Here is a 21,415-nt window from a genome sequence, read left to right as displayed (position 1 = left end):
AGGAGAGTAGTCGATGGGACTTTTTGATATTTTTAAGAAAAAAAGTGACGAAGAAACGTCAGACCAAGCTGTCCAACAAGAGGACCAACCAGCTCAGGCAGACAAGTCGGTTGAAAATGCAGCTGCCCAGCAGGCCGCTACTGACAATGCCAGTGCTGCCGGTACCAAAGACAAAGCCAACCAGTCAGAGGCCGCTAGTGAAACAGCGGATAACCAAGCGATTTATGACCAAGGTTTATCCCAATCCCGGCAGGGCTTTGCGGACCGCTTTAATAAATTCTTGTCGAATTTTCGTTCTGTTGATGAGGACTTCTTTGAACAGTTAGAAGACACTCTAATCGGTGCTGACCTTGGTTTTGAATTGGCAATCCAAATTTCAAACCAGGTCCGAGAAGCCGTCAAGGTGAAAAACATCAAGGACAAGGACCAGATTCGCGACTTAATCATTGAACAAATGGTGAGTCAATATGATCAACAGGGGCAAGGTGAAGACCAGTCAATGCACTTTGCACCGGCTGGTCAGCCAACTGTGGTTCTCTTTGTTGGTGTCAACGGGGTTGGTAAGACAACAACCGTTGGTAAGCTCGCTAGCTCTTACAAAAAAGAAGGCAAGAAGGTCCTATTGGCTGCGGCCGATACCTTCCGTGCCGGAGCGGTTAAGCAGCTCCAAGAATGGGGCGACCGAGCGGATGTGCCCGTCGTTGCTGGACCGGAAAAGGCTGACCCAGCTTCTGTCGTCTATACGGCGGTGGCCAAGGCGAAGGATGAAAACTTTGATGTGCTCTTTGTTGATACGGCTGGTCGGTTGCAAAATAACGTGAATCTGATGCAAGAGCTGTCAAAGATTAATCGGGTTGTGCAAAAGGTATTGCCGGATGCACCCCAGGAAGTCTTACTTGTTTTGGATGCGACGACTGGGCAAAACGCCCTGCAACAGGCGAAGTTATTCCAGCAATCATCAGAAGTGACCGGAATTGTCCTAACCAAGATGGATGGTACGGCAAAGGGTGGAATTGTCTTTGCCATTCGTGATAGTCTACATTTGCCAGTGAAGTGGATTGGCTTTGGGGAAAAGGCGACCGATTTACGGCCGTTTTCCGCCGAAGACTTTGTTTATGGCATGTTTAAGGACTTGGTTGTTAACAAATAATGGACCTCGATAAAAAGAATCAGGTCAACGCATTGCTGCCTTTTTATGAGCCACTCCTCACGGAGAAGCAGCAAAGTTATCTGCGCGCTTACTTTGAAGATGATTTTTCAATCATTGAAATTGCCGAAGCTGAGGTGGTTAGTCGCCAAGCGGTATCTGATAACCTGAAGCGAGGGGTCGAAGCCCTAGAACACTACGAAAGTTTGCTTTTTCTCTATCGTGACTCGCTGAAACGGCAGCAACAAGAGCAGGATTTGCTGGACTATGTCAGTCAGCACTATCAAGATGACCAACACTTGCGGGCCATCTTAGACCAATTGGTTAACGAAGAAATTAATTAAGGAGGCAGTCGCCTTGGTGATTCATCAAGACGGCTAATAAGCTAAAATGGCTTTTGAAAATTTGACAGAACGCTTATCGAAAGCGCTGAAAAACTTAACAGGCCGGGGCAAGATTAACGAGGAAGACCTCCAAGCTTCCTTACGTGAAATCCGCCTGGCTTTGCTTGAGGCCGATGTTTCTTACTCAACGGTTAAAAAGTTCATCGACCAAATTCGCCAAAAGGCTAAGGGAACTGAAATCCTTGATGGATTGAACGGGGCCCAACAGGTTATTAAGGTTGTTAATGATGAATTAACGGCTTTGATGGGTGAAGAAGCGGTTCCACTGAATAAGTCTGAGAAGATTCCGACAACAATTATGATGGCCGGACTTCAGGGGGCTGGTAAGACAACGACCATTGCGAAGTTGGCTTATAAGTTGAAGAAAGAAGACAATGCCCGTCCACTTTTGATTGCTGCCGACGTTTACCGTCCAGCTGCCATCGATCAGTTGGAAATCTTGGGGAAGGACTTGGGCGTGCCAGTCTTTTCACAGGGAACGGACGTTGATCCGCGTGAAATCGTTAAGGCCGGTTTGCAAGAAGCTAAGGCCAACAAGAACGACTATGTCTTGATTGATACGGCCGGTCGTTTGCAAATTGATGCGGAATTGATGGCCGAATTAAAGGACATCGAGCAGATTGCCCAGCCAGACGAAGTTTTGCTGACGGTCGATGCGATGACCGGACAAAACGCCACGGAAACCGCTCAAGGATTTGCCAATGAATTAAGCCTAACTGGGGTCGTTTTGACCAAGTTGGATGGTGATACCCGTGGTGGGGCTGCCCTTTCAATTCGCGATGTGACAGGAAAGCCAATTAAGTTTGTTGGACAGGGAGAAAAGCCAACGGACTTAGATGTCTTCTATCCTGATCGAATGGCCTCACGAATTCTTGGTATGGGTGATATCATGACCCTAATCGAGAAGGCCCAGCGCGAAACGGATGAAAAGAAGCAGGCCGAGCAACTCGAAAAGATGCGCTTGAACACCTTTGACTTCAATGACTTTATCGAACAGCTTCACCAGGTCCAAAACATGGGACCGATGGAAGATTTGATTAAGATGATTCCTGGAATGGCCGGCAATCCTGCTTTGGCCAACTTGAAAATTGATGAAAAGCAGTTTACTCACATGGAGGCGATTGTTTCATCAATGACCAAGGCCGAACGAGAAGATCCTGATTTACTAAATCCATCGCGTCGCCGCCGTTTAGCGGCCGGTGCTGGTCGGCCAATTGTTGAAGTTAATAAGATGATTAAGCAATTTGACCAGATGCGCAAGATGATGAATCAAGCATCAAATGGAAACTTCTCTGGTATGGAATCAATGATGGGCCAAACTGGGATGGACATGAACGCCATGATGGGCGGCATGGGTGGTATGCCAACAGGTAATTTTGGTCAAAAGGTTCAAAATTTTGCCATGAAGCAAGCTGCTCGTAAGGTGAAAAAATTAAAGAAAAAACGTGGTAAAAAATAGACGATTCGATTGTGAATAGTTAGCAAAAATAACGAAAATTTTTGAATTTCCCGCTGATGCGTTAAATTAGTAGGGAGGGGTAGTGAATTTGGCTATCCGGTTTAGAGACGAAGCTACTGATAGGAAAAACGATGACGATTAAACTAATTGCAACCGATTTAGACGCCACCTTTTTGCGGGCAGATAAAACATTTGACCGACAGGCCTATGATGTGATGATGAATTTAGCCAAGCAAAGGGGACTTACCTTTGTGGTGGCTACTGGTAACCATCCGGATAAGGTCAAAAAATATTTTGAAGGGGCCAATCAGGACTTCATTTTGATTGCGAATAATGGCGCAGAAATTGTTAGTCAGGGAGAGATTTTAACAACCTATGCGATTGACCCTAGTGCCTTTGCCCCAGTGGTTCAGACGGTGAAAGCCCACCAAGACCACGTCTCAATGGGCTTGGTCTTTACTGGAATCACTAAGGCCTTTATGCTGAAGGAGATGGCGGCTCTTGGCCTTGGTGAGCGGAAGGCTCAGTTCTACTTTAAAGATTTGGTGATGATTGATGACTTAGCTGAAATTTCGGAGCCAATTTTGAAGATGACGGCCGATTTTCCAGACTATGAACCCGAATTTATGTCGGCCATCACGGAGCAAGATTTGCCGGTGCATGTGACGACTTCTGGTTACGGAGCGATTGACTTAGTCAATCCAACGGTGAACAAGGGAGTGGCATTGAAGGACTTGGGTCAACGACTTGGGATTCAGCCAGAAGAAATGACTGCCTTTGGTGACGGCTTAAACGACTTGGAAATGCTGGAACTAGTTGGCCAGCCTTATGCCATGCCAAATTCCGATTCGGAATTATTGACACGGGATTACCAAGTGGCGATTTCGGATTCGAATCATGATGGTGTTTTGAAGACGATTTTAGCTGATATTTTGTAATGCATCGATAATAAAATGCCGGTCCAATCGTGTTGGCCGGCATTTTTGTGTCAGTTTACCTGCATTGAAAGAAATTAGAGTTCGTGTCGGTTATGCTATAATAAATGCATTAGGATTTATGCTAAAAGCGACTGTTTATAGTATAAATTTACGGGATAAATTAGCCGTCAGGAGGGAGTTTCAAATGACAAATCGCATGCGAAAGTGGATTCGCCGCGTCTTAATTTTAGTCTTAGTCGTTTTATTGGGTTGGTTGGGTTACCGTTGGTCGATGTCGCAGCCGGCCCTCAGTCCGGTTAAAACGGTGCCAAAGCAATTATTTGGTCAGGCTAAGATATATAGTCAAACAGACCGACAGAAAATTGCAGGAACGATTGCTGCCCAGGATCAAACAGCTAATAGTTTGACGAAGCAAGGTTTTGTGGCCATTCCAAAACTATCAATTTTACTGCCAATTTATGATAATGCCTATTCAGCCAAGGCCTTGAACCTTGGGGCAAATACTGCCCAGAAGGGGACACCCGTCCCTACGATGGGCCAGGGAAACTACACCTTAGCGGCTCACAACTGGAACAACGGTTACACTGCGTTTTCAGCCCTCCAACAAAAGCTGAAGCAAAATGCGCCGTACTATGCCAATGGTCAATTTGGTAGTTCTGATTGGCTAAATGGGCAAACCATTTATTTGGCAAATGGCGACGGGGTTTTCCGTTATCAAATTACGGGTCAGGATGGTGTTTCACAAGATGACGTCTCAGTTCTTGATCCCAATGCCCGGGATGAAGACAAGGCCAAGCTAACAATTGTGACTTGCCTATTCCCAGATACCACCAAGCGGATTATTACCAGTGCTAAGTTCGTTGGCTTTGATGACTGGGCCGACGCAAGTAACGCTGAAGTGAGCTATTTTGATACAAAAAGTCAAAAAATTAACTTAGCACCGTAATCTTTTAGCGGTTAAAATAGATAAACGGGAGTAACAATGTTTGAATACTTAAAGGGGTTGATCACTGACGTGCGGCCCGGTTATATTGTTTTGGAAAGCAAGGATGGCGTTGGCTATAAGATTTTTCCAGCGAATCCTTACCACTTTGTGGTTGACCAATCGGCAACGGTCTATGTCGAACAGATTGTCCGCGAGACTGAACAAGCCCTGTATGGTTTTGCGACACTAACCGAGAAGGGATTGTTCAACAAGTTATTGAACGTTTCCGGGATTGGTCCAAAGTCGGCTTTAGCAATTTTGGCAGGGGCAGACCCAGCCTCATTGGTCGCTGCAATTGATCAAGATGAGGTGACCTACTTAACCCAGTTCCCAGGAGTTGGAAAAAAGACCGCCCAGCAAATCATTTTGGACTTGAAGGGGAAGATGGGCGACTTTGCTAATTTGGCTGAAGGTGCTGAAGCTCAGTTAGCTGGGGAAAAGAAGACACTGACTGCCGCTGACAATCAAAACTTAGCCGATGCCTTGGCGGCCTTAGAGGCCTTGGGGTATGCCCAAAAGGATATTACAAAGGTGAAGAAGGCGTTGGCTGGTGTCAATGCTGCGACCGAAGACCTGATTTCACAGGCCTTGGCATTGCTGGTTTCTTAACCAAAACGGACAAAGTATCCAAACGGTGAAAGCAACCGTTGTTCAAAAAGAGCGCATGAGAGTGTTTGACACTCAGATAAAACTGTAGAGGAGCAGGTATGGTGATAATTACAGCAGGAATGATTGGTGTCGGTAAGACAACGTTGACAGGATTAATTGCAGACCACTTTGGCACACAGGCCTTTTTTGAACCAGTTGGTGATAATCCGGTTTTGCCTTTGTACTATGAAAACCCTAAGCAATACGGTTTCTTGTTGCAAATTTTCTTCTTAAACCGCCGGTTTGAGATGATTAAGAAGGCTTTGGCAGACGATAATAACGTTTTGGACCGGTCAATTTATGAAGATGAACTCTTCACGGAAGAAAACCATAAGGATGGCAACATTTCTGATATGGAAATGGACGTTTATCATGACTTGTTGACGCGGATGATGGATGAATTACATGCCTTGCCAAAGAAGGCACCAGACTTGATGGTTTATGCTGATGCCGACTTTGATACGATTTTGGCGCGAATCAAGAAGCGTGGTCGTGATTACGAGCAATTCGAAGATAATGACGAATTGAAGTCATACTACCGCAAGATGTGGGAAGCTTACCAAGGTTGGTTTGATAGCTATGACCAATCACCAAAGATTCGGGTTGACTTGCAAAAGTATGACCTGGAAGATCCTGAAAACCAAAAGATTGTCTTGGGACAAATCGAAACGGCTTTGCAGGAATTACGTTAATAAGCAATAAAAAAAGATCTCCTCGTTAGAGGAGATCTTTTTACTTGCTTTGGCTTTGTTGTTCGAGCAACTTCTTAATATCTTGTAAAACGAGCAATTCGTCACTTGGAGCTGGGGCTGCTTCCTTTTTAGGTTGAATGACAAATTTGTGAATAAACTTAATCAGGAAAAAGACAACGAGTGCCGTGATAAAGAAATTAATTAAGTCGTTTAAGAAGGCCCCATAGGTGAAGGTCAGGTGTTTTGATACAACCCATTTCATGCTTGAAAGGGTGCTACCTTTACCGGTGAAGAGACCAACGAGGGGATTAATCAGGTTAACAGTTAATGACTTAACCAGACCTGAAAAGGCACCACCAATGATGACCCCAATGGCTAGGTCCATCATATTTCCACGGTTGATAAAGTCTTTAAAATCTTGAACAAAATGCATGGAAAATTCTCCTCCTTCGAATGGATCTATTGTAACACTAATGTTTCAATTTTTGCACCAAAATTGGATCCGGCGTGACGTAAGTGGTTGATTGGCCTTCAAAAATCACGTAGCCAGGTTTAGCCCCGTTGGGCTTTCTGAGTTTACCGGCGGGCAAATAGTCGACTGGTACGTTGGCTGAGTCACGGGCTTTAGAGAAGTAAGCGGCTAACTTAGCGGCTTCTTCAATCGTTTCATCAGATGGATTATCAGAATGGATAATGACGTGTGAACCAGGTAGCTTTTGCACGTGAAGCCAGATGTTTTGTCGGTTGGGCTTTTTCATTGAGAGCTTGTCGTTTTGCAAGTTATTCTTACCGACTTCAATTAAGGTGCCGTCACTGGCGGTAAATTGGTCCGGTGTTGATAAGACATGCTTAGGCTTCTTAGTCTGCTTTCCCTTGGTTTTAACCTTTGTTTTTTCGCGAAGATAGCCCTGTTCAATCAATTCGACCTTGATATCAGCAACATCCTTTGGCGAGGCAACTGCTAGCTGGGTGCTAATTTGGTTGAAGTAATCAATTTCTTGGTTGGTTGCTTCAAGTTGTTCTAGGACATAGTCTTTGGCGGACCGGAGCTTGCGATACTTACGGAAGTAGCGGTTGGCGTTTTGTAGGCCGTCAAAACGAGGGTCTAGGGCAATCGTTAGTAAGTGGTTATCATCATAGTAATTTTCGATTTCTACTGATTGCATTCCCTTATGAACTAAGTGCGGATAAGTAATTAAGAGGTCACCCTTAATCTTGAAAGATTCAGCATTTTCAGAATCAGTCAGGGTTTGTTGTAGCTTCTTTTCTTTACTTTGATTTTTCTTTAGTTCATTTTTAACCAGACGAACGAGGGCACTCGCTTGTTGGTTCACTCGGTCTGCTTCCGCTTGCCCTTGGAAGTAGGCATCGAGTAGGTCTCCCAAAGTTGCAAAAGACTGGCTACTTTCTTCTGGTGCCCAATCAAAGGCAGCAAAAGCAAATTTTTTGTCCATTTGGTAGAGCGTTGGTTTGGCATGGTCAAAGTTGGCTAACCAGTCCTTAGCAGTCTGGATGGAATCGGCACCGGTTTCGAGTGCTTGAGCCAGATGACCGGCCGCCACCGTGGAAAAGCCTTGGTAAGTCTTTTGGATAGCTTTTGCCCAATCATCTCGATCTTGGTCGAGCAAGATTGGCGCTAATGCCTGCCAGTCGGTGTCAAAGGGGTCAATTAAGTGCTGAGCCGGTGGCTGAACATAGGTTGCCCCGGGAATTAACGATCGTACTCGGTTTTGGTCAGCGGGCACATGCTTGATGAGTTCTAAGATTCGTTGGTCTTTTTCGCGGATCAAAAAGAGGTTTGAGTGCCGACCCATCATTTCCAGGGTTAAGACCAAAGTTTGGTCGTCGCCCAATTCATCGTGGGTACTAATAGCAAAGTTCAGAATTCGATCATTGGCCACTTGACTGACCGACTGCAACCGAGCTCCCTCTAAGTTCCGCCGCAAGAACATGGCAAAGTTCGGTGGAGTTGCAGGGTTTTGGTAGGGAATCTTAGTTACCTGAGCCCGCGCATAGGCGGGGTTAGCAGATAATAAAACAGGGTAGTTGTTACTATTATTGCGGACTACCATAATGACTTCGTTTGGATAGGGTTGGTGGATTTTAGTGATACGACCACCAGATAATTGTTCATTTAATTCTTTGGCCAAGGAATGGACAAAGAGGCCGTCAAGGGGCATGGGAGTTCCTCCTAAAAAGGGATGTTTATTCTATTATAACGGAAGCAAGCCACTAGTGGCAGGGGCAGTCTCTTTAAAAGACAACAAAAAACCCCGCTTTTCAGCGAGGCTTTCAATCAATTACTTATTTTCGGTCACTTGCTTACCGTTGTACATCCCTGATGGGGAGACGCGATGAGCAACGCGGTATTCACCGGTAGTCTTGTCCAAAACAATGTTTGGCACGTTCAAACCGATGTGTCCGCGGCGGTTACGCTTGTGAGACTTAGAATTCTTGTTTGATGGGGTAGCCATGCTGGCACCTCCTTTCGGTCCAATTTATCAACTAGTTAAGTTTATCGAACTTATGAATGAATGTCAATAATAATGCAAAGATTCCTTTGACTGTTTTGGCAAATAATGCCGGCCGAAGGCTTAACGAAAGGGGTAAATTCTGTTAGAATAGATGGTATGAATAGCTGGCTTTAATTGACGTTAGGGCCACTTAGGGTATTGATAAAAAGGTGAGCAGATGCAGATGGTCAAGCAAAATATTAAAAGTATGGTAATGGTGCACTTAGTTGTGTTGGCCTTTATTTTGTTTGTCCTGGTGGCGCCCACTCATTTTGACTTTTTGATGTGGAATGTTTTCTTGGCTTTGTTGCCATTGGACTTTGCCTTACTCGTTTTAATCTCAAAGCCAAAAATTCTTCAGGCAGTTTTTTCCTTCTTGTGGTTTCTTTTCTTCCCTAATACCATGTACATGATTACAGATTTTATCCACTTACAGTACATTAGTGATTCGTTAGATGTTCGTTTCCAGTACTTTAATTACTCAATCCTGGCCGCTGGAATCTTTGTAGGGGTTTTCTTGGGAATTTTGTCTCTGGAGATCATGATGCGTAAGTTCCTACCAAAGCAGGGAACCCTGATGGTCTTGTTTACTTTGGGCGTGGTTTCACTGATTTCTTCCTTTGGTATTTATCTTGGTCGCTTCTTGCGGTTGAATTCCTGGGATGTCTTCACGAACTTCAAATTAGTCTTGGCCTATATGGAAGGGGCCGTCTCGGCTCACATGGTCGCCTTTGTTTTGTTGTTTGCGGCAGCACAGTTTGCCATCCTAGTCGTTTACCACTTTGGTGGGCGGCTGTTGGCCAACTTGGCTATCCAGGGGCAAAACTTTGAAAAATAGTCTTTTATCAAAATAAAAATAAGCGGGGAATGCTTGACAATTATTGGCAAAGTGCGTATAGTACTATGTGTTGAACAAGTAGGAGCACCCGCTTCTCGCCTCGTGACGATTGTTGTTGCTAGGCAGATACACGTTGTACTTAATTGTACAGTCAGGTAAAGTGGGTGGACTTCGGTTCACTCACTTTTTTCTTCGTTGTTCACAACAAATATTTTTGGAGGTACCTAGCCATAGCACGTCAACCACGACAAGTTGATTTAGTCAACGATAATATCCGAGCAAGTCGGGTTCTATTAATTCATGACGGTAAGCAAGAAGAAATGTCAACGCGCGATGCTCAAAACATTGCCGATGACTTGGGAGAAGATTTGGTGCTTGTTCAGGCCAACGCTGTTCCACCGGTTGCTAAAATCATGGATTGGGGAAAAGCAAAGTTCGAGGCGCAAAAGCGACAAAAAGAACAACGCAAGAACCAAAAGGTTGTCCAGGTGAAGGAAGTTCGTATGTCACCAGTGATTGATTCTGGTGATTTTGAAACGCGAAAGAAGGCTGCTATCAAGTTCCTTGAAAAGGGAAACAAGGTGAAGTTGAACTTGCGTTTCCGTGGTCGAATGATCACTCACCAAGACATTGGACGAGAAGTCTTAGAACGGATGGCCAACGAATTGGACGATATTGCCAAGGTTGAACAACGCGCTAAGATGGATGGCCGGCAAATGTTCTTGGTCTTAGCTCCTAAAAAGGGTTAAGCCAATAACAGTTGGTTTCTAGGATACTTGAAAAACGATAGGAGAATATGGACTCATGCCCAAGATGAAGACTCACCGCGCTTCAGCAAAGCGTTTCAAGAAGACAGCTAAGGGTGGCTTTAAGTCAGCCTCAGCTTACACATCACACCGTTTCCACGGTAAGACAAAGAAGCAACGTCGTCAGTTGCGTGGTACTCGGATGATGAACAAGACAACCATCAAGAAGTACGCTAAGTTGTTGTCTACCCTCTAATTTAAAGGGTCGTTTAATTAATACTATTTTTAGGAGGAATTACCCATGCGAGTTAAGGGTGGTACAGTTTCACGCGCACGTCGCAAAAAGTTTATCAAGTTGGCTAAGGGTTACCGTGGTCAACGTCGCATCAATTATAAGGTTGCTAAGCAACAAGTTTACAAGTCATACTTGTACGCTTACCGCGATCGTAAGAACCGCAAGCGCGACTTCCGTAAGTTGTGGATTGCACGGATCAATGCCGCAGCCCGGATGAACGGTTTGTCATACTCAAAGTTGATGCACGGTTTGAGCTTGGCCGGTATCGATTTGAACCGTAAGATGTTGGCTGATTTGGCCGTATCTGACTTTGACACATTTGCTAAGATTGCTGAACAAGCAAAGGACGCTTTGTCAAAGGGTTCAGTTTTGGTCCAAGACCGTAACGCAGCAACTACTGAAAAGACTGTTAAGGTTGATCGTTAATTCGATTGAGCTAGTCTTAAAAAAAGACCTGGTATTAACCAGGTCTTTTTTTGTGGCTTAAATCTGATTTTTTTCGAAGAGATTCCTCTCTGGCCTGCAAAGCACCAGCCTTTTATGTTAAGATAGATGTAATTGAAATCGAGACAAGAGAAAACATTGGTCAAAGTACCGTTTTCTCAAGATGATTCACTTTAAAAAATCGACTACTAAAGGAAATAACATGACAGATTTAAGTATCATTCCCTTTGGGGGAGTGCGTGAAAACGGCAAAAACATCTATGCCGTTTCAGTCAACGATGAAATTTTCATCTTGGACGCAGGACTCAAGTACCCCGAAACGGAACAACTCGGGATTGACGTTGTCATCCCTGATTTTGAGTACCTCGTTGCCAACCAAGACAAGATCGCCGGAATCTTTTTGACGCACGGCCATGCCGATTCAATTGGGGCCTTGCCTTACTTGTTGCAGCAATTACAGGTGCCAATTTTTGGTTCAGAATTAACGATTGACTTGGCTAAGTTGGCCATCCAAGAAGAGGAGTCGCTCAAGAGTTTTGACGACTTCCACACGGTTAATGAAAATACTGAAATTGACTTTGGCACGGTAAAGGTTTCATTCTTCAACGTGACACACACAATTCCGGAAGCCTTGGGAATTGTCTTAGGGACGGACCAAGGTCAAATCGTTTACACTGGTCACTTTAAGTTTGATCAAACGGCTGAAAATGCATACCAAACAAACTATGCTCGTTTGGCTGAAATTGGTTCTAAGCCAGTTTTGGCCTTGTTGGCTGATTCTGCTGGCACCGAAGATACCGGTAAGCCAATGGTAAGCGAAAAGCGGATTCATGAGTACGTTCAGGAATCCTTTGTCAGTGCGAAGGGCAAGCGGATCATTGTTGCCGTTGTGGCTTCGAACATTCAACGTGTTCAGCAAGTTATCGACGCAACGGCCAAGACGCACCGTCGCTTGATCTTCTCAGGACAAGATGTGGAACAAATCGTCCATTCAGCCTTGAAGTTGGGAAAGTTGAACTTGCCACTGCCTACGGAGGAATTGTTTGCCAAGTTGTCTGACTTGGAAACTTTGCCAGCCGGCCAAATCGTGGTCTTGGAAACTGGTAAGATGGGTGAGCCAGTCAAGAACTTGCACAAGATGGCGAAGGGTGAAAACCCTAATATCACCTTGGGTGACTCTGACTTGGTCTTTATCGCCACGACACCATCGTTTGCAGTCGAATCTTACGTGGCGCAGACCAGAAACTTGCTTTTCCGTCAGGGAGCTGACGTTAAGCAAATTTCAGCTGATTTGCGGTCATCGGGACATGCTTCAGCCGAAGACGTTCAAATGATGATTAACTTCATGAAGCCGGAATTCTTCTTCCCAGTTTCTGGAGAATTTCGTGTGATGGTCACGGCTAAGAAGGCCGCTGAGGAAGTTAACATTCCAAGCGACAAGATTATCCTGGCTAAGCGTGGTGACCAATACGTTTATGATGGCGAAACCTTTGAAAAGAAGAATGGCTTTACCGTTGGTGAAACCATGATTGATGGGGATTCATTAAACGATATTGGTAACGTTGTCTTGCGTGACCGCCGCATCCTATCGGAAGACGGCGTCTTTGTCACGGTGGTGACGATTGATCGCAAGAAGCGTAAGGTCGTTTCAAAGCCCAAGATGACTTCTCGTGGTTTCGTCTACGTGAAAGCCAACCGCGACCTGATGAAGGAAGCCGGTAAGCTAACGATTGATGCCATTGAAGACTATTTGAAGAATTCAAAGTCATTCGACTGGAATGAATTAAAAAATGGTGTGCGGGAATCGTTGTCACGCTTCTTGTTCAACGAAACGCGCCGTCGCCCAATGGTGATGCCAGTGGTGATGGAAGTCAACCAAAACCGTCGGCCACAGCACCACGGTAAGGGACAAGAGCAAAACAACAAGAATAATAAGAAAAACACTGGTAACAACGGTAAGAAAAACCAAAAGAACCAGAGTAACCAAAAGAATCAAGCTAAGGGAAAGGGAGCTAAGAACCCTAACCAAGGTAAGAAAAAAGCAACCGAGGCTCCTAAGCCAAAGGATAATTAAAAGACCCGGAAGGGCTTTTTTTATTAGAATTTGTTAGAATAATGAACAAAGATAAGGGAGAGTGCATTTGGTAGAATCGATTGAGGAACAAAAAGAACGGGCCGAGGCTGAATTTGACCAGGGAAACTACCGCCAGGCTGCCGAACTATTTGCGGTCGTTTATCAAGAAGAGCAGAGTTTGGCTTTGAACCGCCAGCTCGTTTTAGCTCTGCAGGCTGATGAGCAATACCAACTGGCTCGAGAATACGCTAGTGATTTTTTGTCAGACTATGCCCAACATGAAAATCTCTTTTTGCTTTACTTTAACTTGCTCCTACAAACGCAAAACTTTGTTTTTGCGCAACAGTGGGCAATGCAAAGACAAGGCGAGCGTGACCGGGAGGAATTGCTGGAAGACATTCGGGCCAAAGAAAAGCAGGCAGAAGACCAGCAAAGTCAAACACTTAAGACAATCGCCCAACAGTTTTACCATTTGAGCGATGAAAATCTGTCAGCACAACAAGAACGTTATCAACAGGCCTTTCATTTGCCGGTGGCTACCTTTATTACGGGGGCAAAGTTCCTCTTGGTGGACCCTTTTTCCACACCACTAATGCGGGCCACTTTGCTGGCTGATTTGCAGCAACTGGCCGTTAAGGAAGCCGTTCAATACCAATGGCTGGACGGTCAACGATATCAAGTTAATTTAACCGAATTGGCTACGGCATTTGCTGATGACCGTTTCGTGGCCATGATGGCGGCGCTGGACGAACAGGTTGGCCAAGAAGATCCGGTCGCTTACCAGGCTTTATTTGACCAAATCCGTCTGGAAACGATGCTGATTTTCCCAAGATTGGCAGAAAGTGTGGTTGATCCGGTGGCCTGGATTGAGGCAGATGTCGCTGCTTTTTATCAAGAAGACGCTGTGACTGAAAGCGCTGAGCAACAAGCAATTCACGGGCAAGTTCATCAAGCATTGTTGCAATTAGGAGTGGAATAAATTCATAATCCTAGGGTGTTTACAAAGAACCTGGGAATTAGTATAATAAGTGTCGGCTTAAGTGCCAGAAAAACGCTGAATATGGTTGCCTTTATGGCCCAAGCGTTGTAAAATATAAACATACGATTTTCTCGGGACAAAAAACTGAGAGACAAAATTGGAGGAAACTACATTGGCTAAGGAAACTTACGTTCGCAATAAGCCCCACGTTAACATTGGTACGATCGGTCACGTCGATCACGGAAAGACTACTTTGACTGCTGCTATCTCAAAGGTATTGGCAGAAAAAGATGGTGGAACTGCTACTGATTTCGCTGAAATCGATAACGCTCCTGAAGAAAAGGAACGTGGTATCACGATCAACACTTCTCACATCGAATATGAGACTGATGCTCGTCACTACGCCCACATCGATGCCCCAGGTCACGCGGATTACGTTAAGAACATGATCACTGGTGCCGCACAAATGGATGGTGCCATCTTGGTTGTTGCCGCAACTGATGGTCCTATGCCACAAACTCGCGAACACATCTTGTTGGCTCGCCAGGTTGGTGTTGAACACTTGGTTGTCTTCTTGAACAAGACTGACTTGGTTGACGATGAAGAATTGATCGACTTGGTTGAAATCGAAGTTCGTGAATTGTTGTCAGAATACGATTTCCCAGGCGATGACATTCCTGTTATCAAGGGTTCAGCTTTGAAGGCTTTGGAAGGTGATCCTGAACAAGCTAAGGTTATCATGGAATTGATGGATGCTGTTGACTCATACATCCCAACTCCAGCCCGTGAAGATGACAAGCCATTCTTGATGCCTGTCGAAGACGTATTTACGATCACTGGTCGTGGTACTGTTGCTTCTGGTCGTGTTGACCGTGGTGTCTTGACTACTGGTACTGAAGTTGAAATCGTTGGTTTGAAGGAAGAAATCCAAAAGACTACGGTTACTGGAATCGAAATGTTCCGTAAGACTTTGGAAGAAGCTCAAGCTGGTGATAACATCGGTGCTTTGCTTCGTGGTGTTGATCGTGACCAGATCGAACGTGGTCAAGTTTTGGCTGCTCCTGGCTCAATCAAGACTCACAAGAAGTTCATGGCTGAAGTTTATGTCTTGACTAAAGAAGAAGGTGGACGTCACACTCCATTCTTCACTAACTACCGTCCACAATTCTACTTCCACACAACTGATGTTACTGGTGTCGTAGAATTGCCAGCAGGTGTTGAAATGGTTATGCCTGGTGACCAAGTAACGTTCGACGTTGAATTGATCGCACCAGTTGCCATTGAAAAGGGATTGAAGTTTACTGTTCGTGAAGGTGGCCACACTGTTGGTGCCGGAACTGTTACTGAAATCGAAGAATAATTATTATTTTTCAAAAAGTTCACTTCGGTGGACTTTTTTCTTTTGCTTAAATTAATTAACAAAAAAGGTGCCGAACCAGTAATGGTTCGGCACCTTTTTGCTATCTTTAGTTCTTTTTGATTTGGCCTAGTGCCTTAGCACGGTCAACTTTATCCTGTTCACTATCAACAGTTGGCATGTTAATTAGTTCTTCTAAAGGGGTATTGATGTGTTCTTCTTGGTTTACGATTCGTCCCATATTCTCCACCTCCATTCATTTCTTGCGCTTATTATACCATGTTGGTTTTTCTATCTGTACTTTTTAGTTCTCACTTTTACGTTCCAACAAATACGTTAGGTCTGATGAGGTTTGATAACTGGCCTTATTGGTATCGTCAGTGATGGACACATCAAAGTTGGCCGCTTGCTGATTGCGAGTCAGATTAACAATTAGGAGGCCATCATCTTTAATTTGGTTCCAAATGAGATTAATTTGCTCGTTTAAAGTTTCCCGAGTGGGTAAGGAGGTACCGGTGTCAGAACCGTAGTCCAAGATGGCTACATCGACCTTGGTAACTCTACCAATCTCGGCTTCTAATTTGTCCTTAGTGACTGCCCCGTTAATGACGTCGACTCGGTCTTGTAGGCCAGCCATAAAGAGGGAAGAAGCCGTTTTATTTGCGTCTTCTTTGCTTTCGTTAAATGAAAGTACGTGACCGTTTGCACCAACTCGGCTCGCAAAAAAACGGGTGTTAATACCGATTCCGGCAGCACCGTCGAGGACCAGGTTGCCCGGCTCGATGAGACTTTCAAGTGTGCTTTGAATAAAGTGACGATTCGAAATTTGCATACGAACTCCTTTTCTTTTCTACTACTAATAGTATAGCGAACTTTGCCGTGCTTGTGCTATAATAAGGGTACTTTTCAACAACTAGTAATGATGGCGGAGCGTCAGAAAGTAAGCGGGGCTGTGAGCTTACCAACCAAAATCACGAACTCGGTTGAAACCCCTACCGGTGAATCGAAGTAGTCGGTACGTCTTGCTGCGTTAAGGCAACTTCGAGGTTCAAGTAATTGAACGAACGTAGGTGGTACCGCGATTATTATCGCCCTATGTTAGGCTTTTTTGGCTTAACATAGGGCTTTTTTAGTACATGGAGGATTAAAAATGGGATACGATCATCAACAGATTGAAAAGAAATGGCAAAAGTTTTGGGATGAAGACCAAACCTTTGCAGCACCAGACGACTCAGCAAAGGAAAAGTTTTATGCCTTAGACATGTTTCCCTACCCATCAGGTCAGGGACTACACGTTGGGCACCCAGAAGGCTATACTGCCACGGATATCGTATCACGCTTTAAGCGAGCTCGCGGCTTCAACGTTTTGCACCCAATGGGTTGGGATGCCTTTGGTCTGCCAGCGGAACAATATGCCTTAAAGACAGGAAATAACCCTGCTACTTTTACGAACCAAAATATTCAAACCTTTAAGAACCAGATTAAGTCACTCGGTTTCTCATATGACTGGAACCGTGAAATTAACACGACGGATCCTAGCTATTACAAGTGGACCCAATGGATTTTTGAAAAACTCTATGAAATGGGCTTGGCCTATGAAGACGAAATCATGGTTAACTGGGCGCCTGATTTCCCGGGTGGTGGTTTAGTCGTTGCCAATGAAGAAGTTATCAATGGTAAGACAGAACGTGGTGGTTATCCCGTTTATCGTAAGCCAATGAAGCAGTGGGTTTTGCGGATTACAGCCTATGCCGACCGCTTGATTGATGACTTGGATGACTTGGATTGGCCTGAAGCCATCAAGGAACAACAACGAAACTGGATTGGCCGTTCAGTTGGTGCATCAATTCGCTTTGACGTCCAAGACCATGCTGGTAAGCAAATTGAGGTCTTCTCAACTCGTCCAGATACTTTATTTGGGGCCTCATACTTGGTTTTGTCACCAGAACACGATTTGGTTGATGAAATCACTACTGAAGACCAAAAGGCAGCCGTTGCAGCTTATCAAGAAGAAATTGCAACGAAGTCTGACTTGGAACGAACTGATTTGAACAAGGATAAGTCAGGGGTCTTCACCGGTGCTTATGCTACTAACCCGGTTAACGGTGAGAAGTTGCCAATCTGGATTGCCGATTATGTTTTGGCATCTTATGGAACTGGGGCCGTGATGGGTGTGCCAGCCCATGACCAACGTGATTACGACTTTGCCAAGAAGTTTGATTTGACGATTACACCAGTCATTGAAGGTGGTGACATCAGCAAGGAAGCTTATAGCGGTGAAGGCGTTCACATCAACTCTGGTTTTGTTGATGGCATGCACAAGCAAGAAGCCATTGATAAGATGATTGATTGGTTGGAAGAACACGATGCCGGTGAAAAGAAGGTTAACTACCGTTTGCGGGATTGGATTTTCTCACGCCAGCGTTACTGGGGTGAACCAATTCCTGTTATTCACTGGGAAGACGGTACACAAACTTTGGTACCGGAAGATGAATTGCCATTGCGCTTGCCAAAGATGACGGAAGAACAGTTGAAGCCATCTGGTACTGGTGAATCACCATTGGCCAATGCCAAGGAGTGGTTGGAAGTGACCCGTGAAGACGGTGTCAAGGGCCGCCGTGAAACCAACACGATGCCACAGTGGGCCGGCTCATCATGGTATTTCTTGCGCTTTATCGATGCTCAAAACGACCAGGCCCTGGCTGACACTGACAAGCTAGCTTACTGGAAGAATGTTGATTTGTACGTTGGTGGTGCTGAACACGCCGTGTTGCACTTGTTGTACGCTCGCTTCTGGAACAAGGTTTTGTACGATCTTGGCGTGGTGAAGGAAAAGGAACCATTCCACAAGTTGGTTAACCAGGGAATGATTTTGGGAGCCAACCATGAAAAGATGTCAAAGTCAAAGGGTAACGTGGTGAACCCTGATGATATCGTGAACGAATATGGTGCCGATACCTTGCGGATTTATGAAATGTTTATGGGTCCTTTGACTCAAAACAAGCCTTGGTCTGAAGAAGGGGTAACCGGAACCCGTCGTTGGTTGGACCGTGTTTGGCGGATGCTTGTGCAAGATGATGGTTCAATCACGGACAAGTTGACCGACAAGGCAGACGATGACACCTTGAAGAAGGAATACAATGCCACGGTCAAGAAGGTCACAGAAGACTTGGAAAACATGCACTTCAATACGGCTATTTCCACGTTGATGATCTTTGTTAACGATGCCTACAAGGCTGACCATTTGCCAGCTGCCTACATGGAAGGCTTTGTTCAAATGTTGGCACCATTTGCGCCACATTTGGCAGAAGAACTTTGGCAAAAGTTGACGGGCTCAAAGGAATCAATCACTTATGTTGCCTGGCCAACTTATGATGAAAAGGCCATCGTTGATGACCAAAAGGAAATTATTTTCCAAGTAAACGGTAAGGTGCGGTCAAAGCAGGTCTTGCCAGCCGATGCCAGCCAAGATGACTTGATTGCGGCTGCTCAGGCAGATGAAAAAATTCAAAAGAACTTGGAAGGGCTTGATGTGAAAAAGATTATTGCCATTCCAGGGAAGTTCGTCAATATTGTTGCCAAGTAAGGGCGAACGTGTTATCTTGGTGTTTAGCTGATTTAGACTAAATTTTCCAAGACAACCCACCAGCAAATGACGGCTGGTGGGGTACATATTTAAAGGGGAACGTCATGACCCATGATTCAAAGCGACAAGGGGACTTGTCAAAGGATAGTCAACGGGCTGAAGATTATTTAACAGCCGATGAATTGCTTGCTAAGCTCGAGGGAAACTTACGCCCACGGAGTCGGGGTAAGAAGGCCAAGAGTTTTTGGTCTGCTAATCAGAAAAAAGAAGCGAATAACAAACAAAAGCAGCAGCGCCAGGCTGCTACATCAAAGTTCAAGCGACCAGCCGGAGTTGCTCATTTGGACAATTCAAGCCAGGCTAAAGCCACTGACCAACCAGTCGTTAGCGACTGGAAAGAACAAAAAGTTGATCTCAGTACTTTGGCCGACCAAGAAGTGGATGTTAGTGCGCTAGCCGATCAAACGGTGGCGAACCTCGGACAGTCTGCTAGCGACGGCCAGGCAATTGATCAAAGTCAAAATGCTCATGCGGGGGATAACGCCCTGGTTAAGGGTTCTTTTTGGCTTTCATTGGGAAACATTGTGTCCCGGCTTTTGGGGGCGGTCTACATTTTGCCATGGCTCGCCATGCTGGGTGCGGCCGCTAACCAGGGAAATGCGCTTTTCTCACAGGGTTACAACATTTATGCGATTTTACTTTCGATTGCGACCTTTGGTTTCCCATCGGCGATTTCAAAGGTAATGGCCCAGTTGATTGCTAAAAAAGATCAAGCAGGCCTGTGGTCTTTGACGAAAAAGTCCCTACAAATTGGCCTTGTTCTTGGCCTGGTCTTCTCTTTGCTATTGTATGTGGCCGCCCCTTGGTTATCAAATGGCAACGCCGAAGTGGTGCCAGTCTTGCATTCATTGGCACCGGCCGTCCTCGTCTTTCCGGTCATGTCAATGATCCGGGGAATCTTTCAGGGTCACCAGTTGATGCATATCTCGGCTTTGTCCGATATCTTAGAACAGGTTGGCCGGGTAATTTATCTGTTGGCGGCGACTTGGTTGGTCTTGAGTCATGATAGCAGCAACTGGACCGGGGCCGTCGTTCAGTCGACCTTTGCCGCCTTCATTGGGGCCTTATTCTCCTTAGCCGTCTTGTGCTATGGCTGGGTGCGCTACGCGCGCTTGATTCATCCAGCGGCCTCCGGAGTCCCGGGACAAAACTTGAATGATTCAAACAGTCAAGCAACGACGTTAAGCCGGCACCGCCATGTTGACCAACAGGCAACTGGCAGCCGGACGTTAGCCATGGTTGGCAACATTTTGAAGGAGTCTTGGCCCTTTGTGGTGATTGGTTCTTCAACCAACCTGTTCTTATTTGTTGATCAGTACACTTTCTTCCCCTTGATGAAAGCTTTCTTTCATACAAGCTTAAGTGAACTGCAAATACAGTTTGCCCTTTTTTCGGCCAACCCAAATAAGTTGGTGATGATTGTGATTTCCTTTGCTACTAGTATTGCCGCCACAGCCTTGCCAATTTTAGCGGCCAAAAAGGCAGAGGGGAATTTCACCGAATTACGGACGCAATTAATTGCCGTTCTACGCTTAACGTCGTTGGTTTTGATTCCAGCGGCATTGGGGATGTACGCCGTTGCAGGTCCTTTGTACCGGTTCTTCTATCCAATTGATCACACCGTCCAAGAAGGGGTTTATTTGCTCCAATTCTCGGCAATTTTGACGATTATTATGTCTTTGTTCATGTTGCTCGCCTTTGTTTTACAGGCGTTGTCTCATGGACGAGAGGTGATGCGGGCCTTTGGTTGGGGATTTTTGATCAAGCTGATTATCCAAGCACCGTTGCTGTACTTCTTCCAGGGAATGGGGGCGTTGATTGCTACTGCTATTGGTTTAGGCTGGTCCTTAGGCTTGATGTTGCGTTTTCTCAAGAACAACTACCATGTCTCTTTTGCAACGATTCACGGTACGCTGTTAAAAACGTATTTGGCATCAATTGCAATGGCCTTAGTCGCCTATTTGGTGGCTTGGCTGTCAGAAACTTATCTCTTAGCAGCCGATAGCAAGGTCGGAGCCGGACTTTCGACGGGCTTGGCTGTCCTAGCCGGTCTGGTTGTTTTGCTTGTCTTATACCGCCGTTTTGGCCTTTTAAAGCAAGTTTTGTCCCGCGGACAACGGCCAAATACAAAGAGTGAATAATTTTTACAAAAACCAAGGTCAAAGCCTTGGTTTTTTTGTTGTCACTTATTCGAAAAAAATGCAGCGCAAGACTGATTGTCGCTGTCTTCTGTGATATGATGAAGGTCAG

Annotated in this window: 21 protein-coding genes and 1 other annotated feature; of the genes, 16 read left to right on the top strand and 5 right to left on the bottom strand. The window is 45.3% G+C overall.

All coding sequences use genetic code 11. The features are described 5' to 3' along the window. Window positions 1–13: 13 nt before the first annotated feature. The 7 genes from ftsY (at window position 14) to BLW39_RS00895 (ending at window position 6,273) form a co-directional block, all read left to right on the top strand. Window positions 14–1,150 (top strand): signal recognition particle-docking protein FtsY, encoded by a 1,137-nt coding sequence (gene ftsY / locus BLW39_RS00925; RefSeq protein WP_059375763.1) that lies wholly within the window; start codon window positions 14–16, stop codon window positions 1,148–1,150. Next, window positions 1,150–1,491, top strand: coding sequence for a YlxM family DNA-binding protein (ylxM, locus tag BLW39_RS00920; RefSeq protein WP_059375761.1), 342 nt, complete (start codon window positions 1,150–1,152; stop codon window positions 1,489–1,491). Before ftsY ends, ylxM begins: the two co-directional genes overlap by 1 nt. A gap of 46 nt (window positions 1,492–1,537) precedes the next feature. Continuing rightward, window positions 1,538–3,010 (top strand): signal recognition particle protein, encoded by a 1,473-nt coding sequence (ffh, locus tag BLW39_RS00915; protein ID WP_059375760.1) that lies wholly within the window; start codon window positions 1,538–1,540, stop codon window positions 3,008–3,010. Between the two features lie 131 nt (window positions 3,011–3,141). Next, window positions 3,142–3,948 (top strand): HAD-IIB family hydrolase, encoded by an 807-nt coding sequence (locus tag BLW39_RS00910; RefSeq protein WP_059375757.1) that lies wholly within the window; start codon window positions 3,142–3,144, stop codon window positions 3,946–3,948. A gap of 184 nt (window positions 3,949–4,132) precedes the next feature. Beyond that, complete coding sequence (locus BLW39_RS00905; protein WP_059375754.1) at window positions 4,133–4,894, top strand: class A sortase; 762 nt, start codon at window positions 4,133–4,135, stop codon at window positions 4,892–4,894. 36 nt (window positions 4,895–4,930) lie between these two features. Continuing rightward, window positions 4,931–5,542, top strand: coding sequence for a Holliday junction branch migration protein RuvA (gene ruvA, locus BLW39_RS00900; RefSeq protein WP_059375751.1), 612 nt, complete (start codon window positions 4,931–4,933; stop codon window positions 5,540–5,542). 98 nt (window positions 5,543–5,640) lie between these two features. Continuing rightward, window positions 5,641–6,273 carry a deoxynucleoside kinase gene (locus BLW39_RS00895; RefSeq protein ID WP_059375748.1) on the top strand — a complete coding sequence of 211 codons (633 nt, stop codon included), beginning with the start codon at window positions 5,641–5,643 and terminating at the stop codon, window positions 6,271–6,273. Window positions 6,274–6,313: 40 nt separating this feature from the next. On the opposite strand, the gene mscL is transcribed toward BLW39_RS00895, so the two are convergent. The 3 genes from mscL to rpmF form a co-directional block, all read right to left on the bottom strand. Next, entirely contained in the window at window positions 6,314–6,706 is a 393-nt protein-coding gene (mscL, locus tag BLW39_RS00890) for a large conductance mechanosensitive channel protein MscL (protein WP_059375743.1), read from the bottom strand. 37 nt (window positions 6,707–6,743) lie between these two features. Further along, entirely contained in the window at window positions 6,744–8,453 is a 1,710-nt protein-coding gene (locus tag BLW39_RS00885) for an Rqc2 family fibronectin-binding protein (RefSeq protein WP_059375733.1), read from the bottom strand. Window positions 8,454–8,573: 120 nt separating this feature from the next. Beyond that, a complete protein-coding gene (gene rpmF / locus BLW39_RS00880; RefSeq protein ID WP_047974236.1) occupies window positions 8,574–8,747 on the bottom strand; it encodes a 50S ribosomal protein L32 in 174 nt (57 codons plus the stop codon). A 223-nt stretch (window positions 8,748–8,970) separates the two neighbouring features. On the opposite strand from rpmF, the gene BLW39_RS00875 reads away from it, so the two are divergent. From BLW39_RS00875 to tuf, 7 genes are all read left to right on the top strand, one after another. Further along, on the top strand, window positions 8,971–9,624 hold the full coding sequence (locus BLW39_RS00875) for a DUF1361 domain-containing protein (RefSeq protein ID WP_059375925.1): 654 nt from the start codon (window positions 8,971–8,973) through the stop codon (window positions 9,622–9,624). 70 nt (window positions 9,625–9,694) lie between these two features. Then, window positions 9,695–9,820, top strand: a sequence feature (ribosomal protein L20 leader region). Window positions 9,821–9,854: 34 nt separating this feature from the next. Beyond that, window positions 9,855–10,373 (top strand): translation initiation factor IF-3, encoded by a 519-nt coding sequence (gene infC, locus BLW39_RS00870; RefSeq protein ID WP_059375922.1) that lies wholly within the window; start codon window positions 9,855–9,857, stop codon window positions 10,371–10,373. A 55-nt stretch (window positions 10,374–10,428) separates the two neighbouring features. Next, window positions 10,429–10,626 (top strand): 50S ribosomal protein L35, encoded by a 198-nt coding sequence (gene rpmI, locus BLW39_RS00865; protein WP_047974238.1) that lies wholly within the window; start codon window positions 10,429–10,431, stop codon window positions 10,624–10,626. 45 nt (window positions 10,627–10,671) lie between these two features. Further along, the gene (gene rplT / locus BLW39_RS00860; RefSeq protein ID WP_059375730.1) at window positions 10,672–11,091 is read left to right on the top strand and encodes a 50S ribosomal protein L20; all 420 of its coding nucleotides are present in this window, start codon (window positions 10,672–10,674) and stop codon (window positions 11,089–11,091) included. Between the two features lie 220 nt (window positions 11,092–11,311). Beyond that, complete coding sequence (locus BLW39_RS00855) at window positions 11,312–13,183, top strand: ribonuclease J (protein WP_059375728.1); 1,872 nt, start codon at window positions 11,312–11,314, stop codon at window positions 13,181–13,183. A 67-nt stretch (window positions 13,184–13,250) separates the two neighbouring features. After that, window positions 13,251–14,162: a hypothetical protein gene (locus BLW39_RS00850; protein ID WP_059375726.1), complete on the top strand. Its 912-nt coding sequence runs from the start codon at window positions 13,251–13,253 to the stop codon at window positions 14,160–14,162. 172 nt (window positions 14,163–14,334) lie between these two features. Beyond that, window positions 14,335–15,522 (top strand): elongation factor Tu, encoded by a 1,188-nt coding sequence (gene tuf / locus BLW39_RS00845; RefSeq protein ID WP_059375723.1) that lies wholly within the window; start codon window positions 14,335–14,337, stop codon window positions 15,520–15,522. A gap of 106 nt (window positions 15,523–15,628) precedes the next feature. On the opposite strand, the gene BLW39_RS07150 is transcribed toward tuf, so the two are convergent. Both BLW39_RS07150 and BLW39_RS00840 read right to left on the bottom strand, forming a co-directional pair. Continuing rightward, the gene (locus BLW39_RS07150) at window positions 15,629–15,760 is read right to left on the bottom strand and encodes a hypothetical protein (RefSeq protein WP_275936408.1); all 132 of its coding nucleotides are present in this window, start codon (window positions 15,758–15,760) and stop codon (window positions 15,629–15,631) included. A gap of 63 nt (window positions 15,761–15,823) precedes the next feature. Further along, a complete protein-coding gene (locus tag BLW39_RS00840; RefSeq protein ID WP_059375715.1) occupies window positions 15,824–16,351 on the bottom strand; it encodes a hypothetical protein in 528 nt (175 codons plus the stop codon). 318 nt (window positions 16,352–16,669) lie between these two features. On the opposite strand from BLW39_RS00840, the gene leuS reads away from it, so the two are divergent. Both leuS and BLW39_RS00830 read left to right on the top strand, forming a co-directional pair. Further along, complete coding sequence (leuS, locus tag BLW39_RS00835) at window positions 16,670–19,105, top strand: leucine--tRNA ligase (protein ID WP_059375711.1); 2,436 nt, start codon at window positions 16,670–16,672, stop codon at window positions 19,103–19,105. A gap of 104 nt (window positions 19,106–19,209) precedes the next feature. Then, complete coding sequence (locus BLW39_RS00830; RefSeq protein ID WP_059375708.1) at window positions 19,210–21,306, top strand: putative polysaccharide biosynthesis protein; 2,097 nt, start codon at window positions 19,210–19,212, stop codon at window positions 21,304–21,306. Window positions 21,307–21,415: the final 109 nt, after the last annotated feature.

Source organism: Fructobacillus pseudoficulneus (genome assembly GCF_900108455.1).
Classification (GTDB): domain Bacteria; phylum Bacillota; class Bacilli; order Lactobacillales; family Lactobacillaceae; genus Fructobacillus; species Fructobacillus pseudoficulneus.
This window is presented reverse-complemented; position numbering and strand designations above follow the sequence as displayed.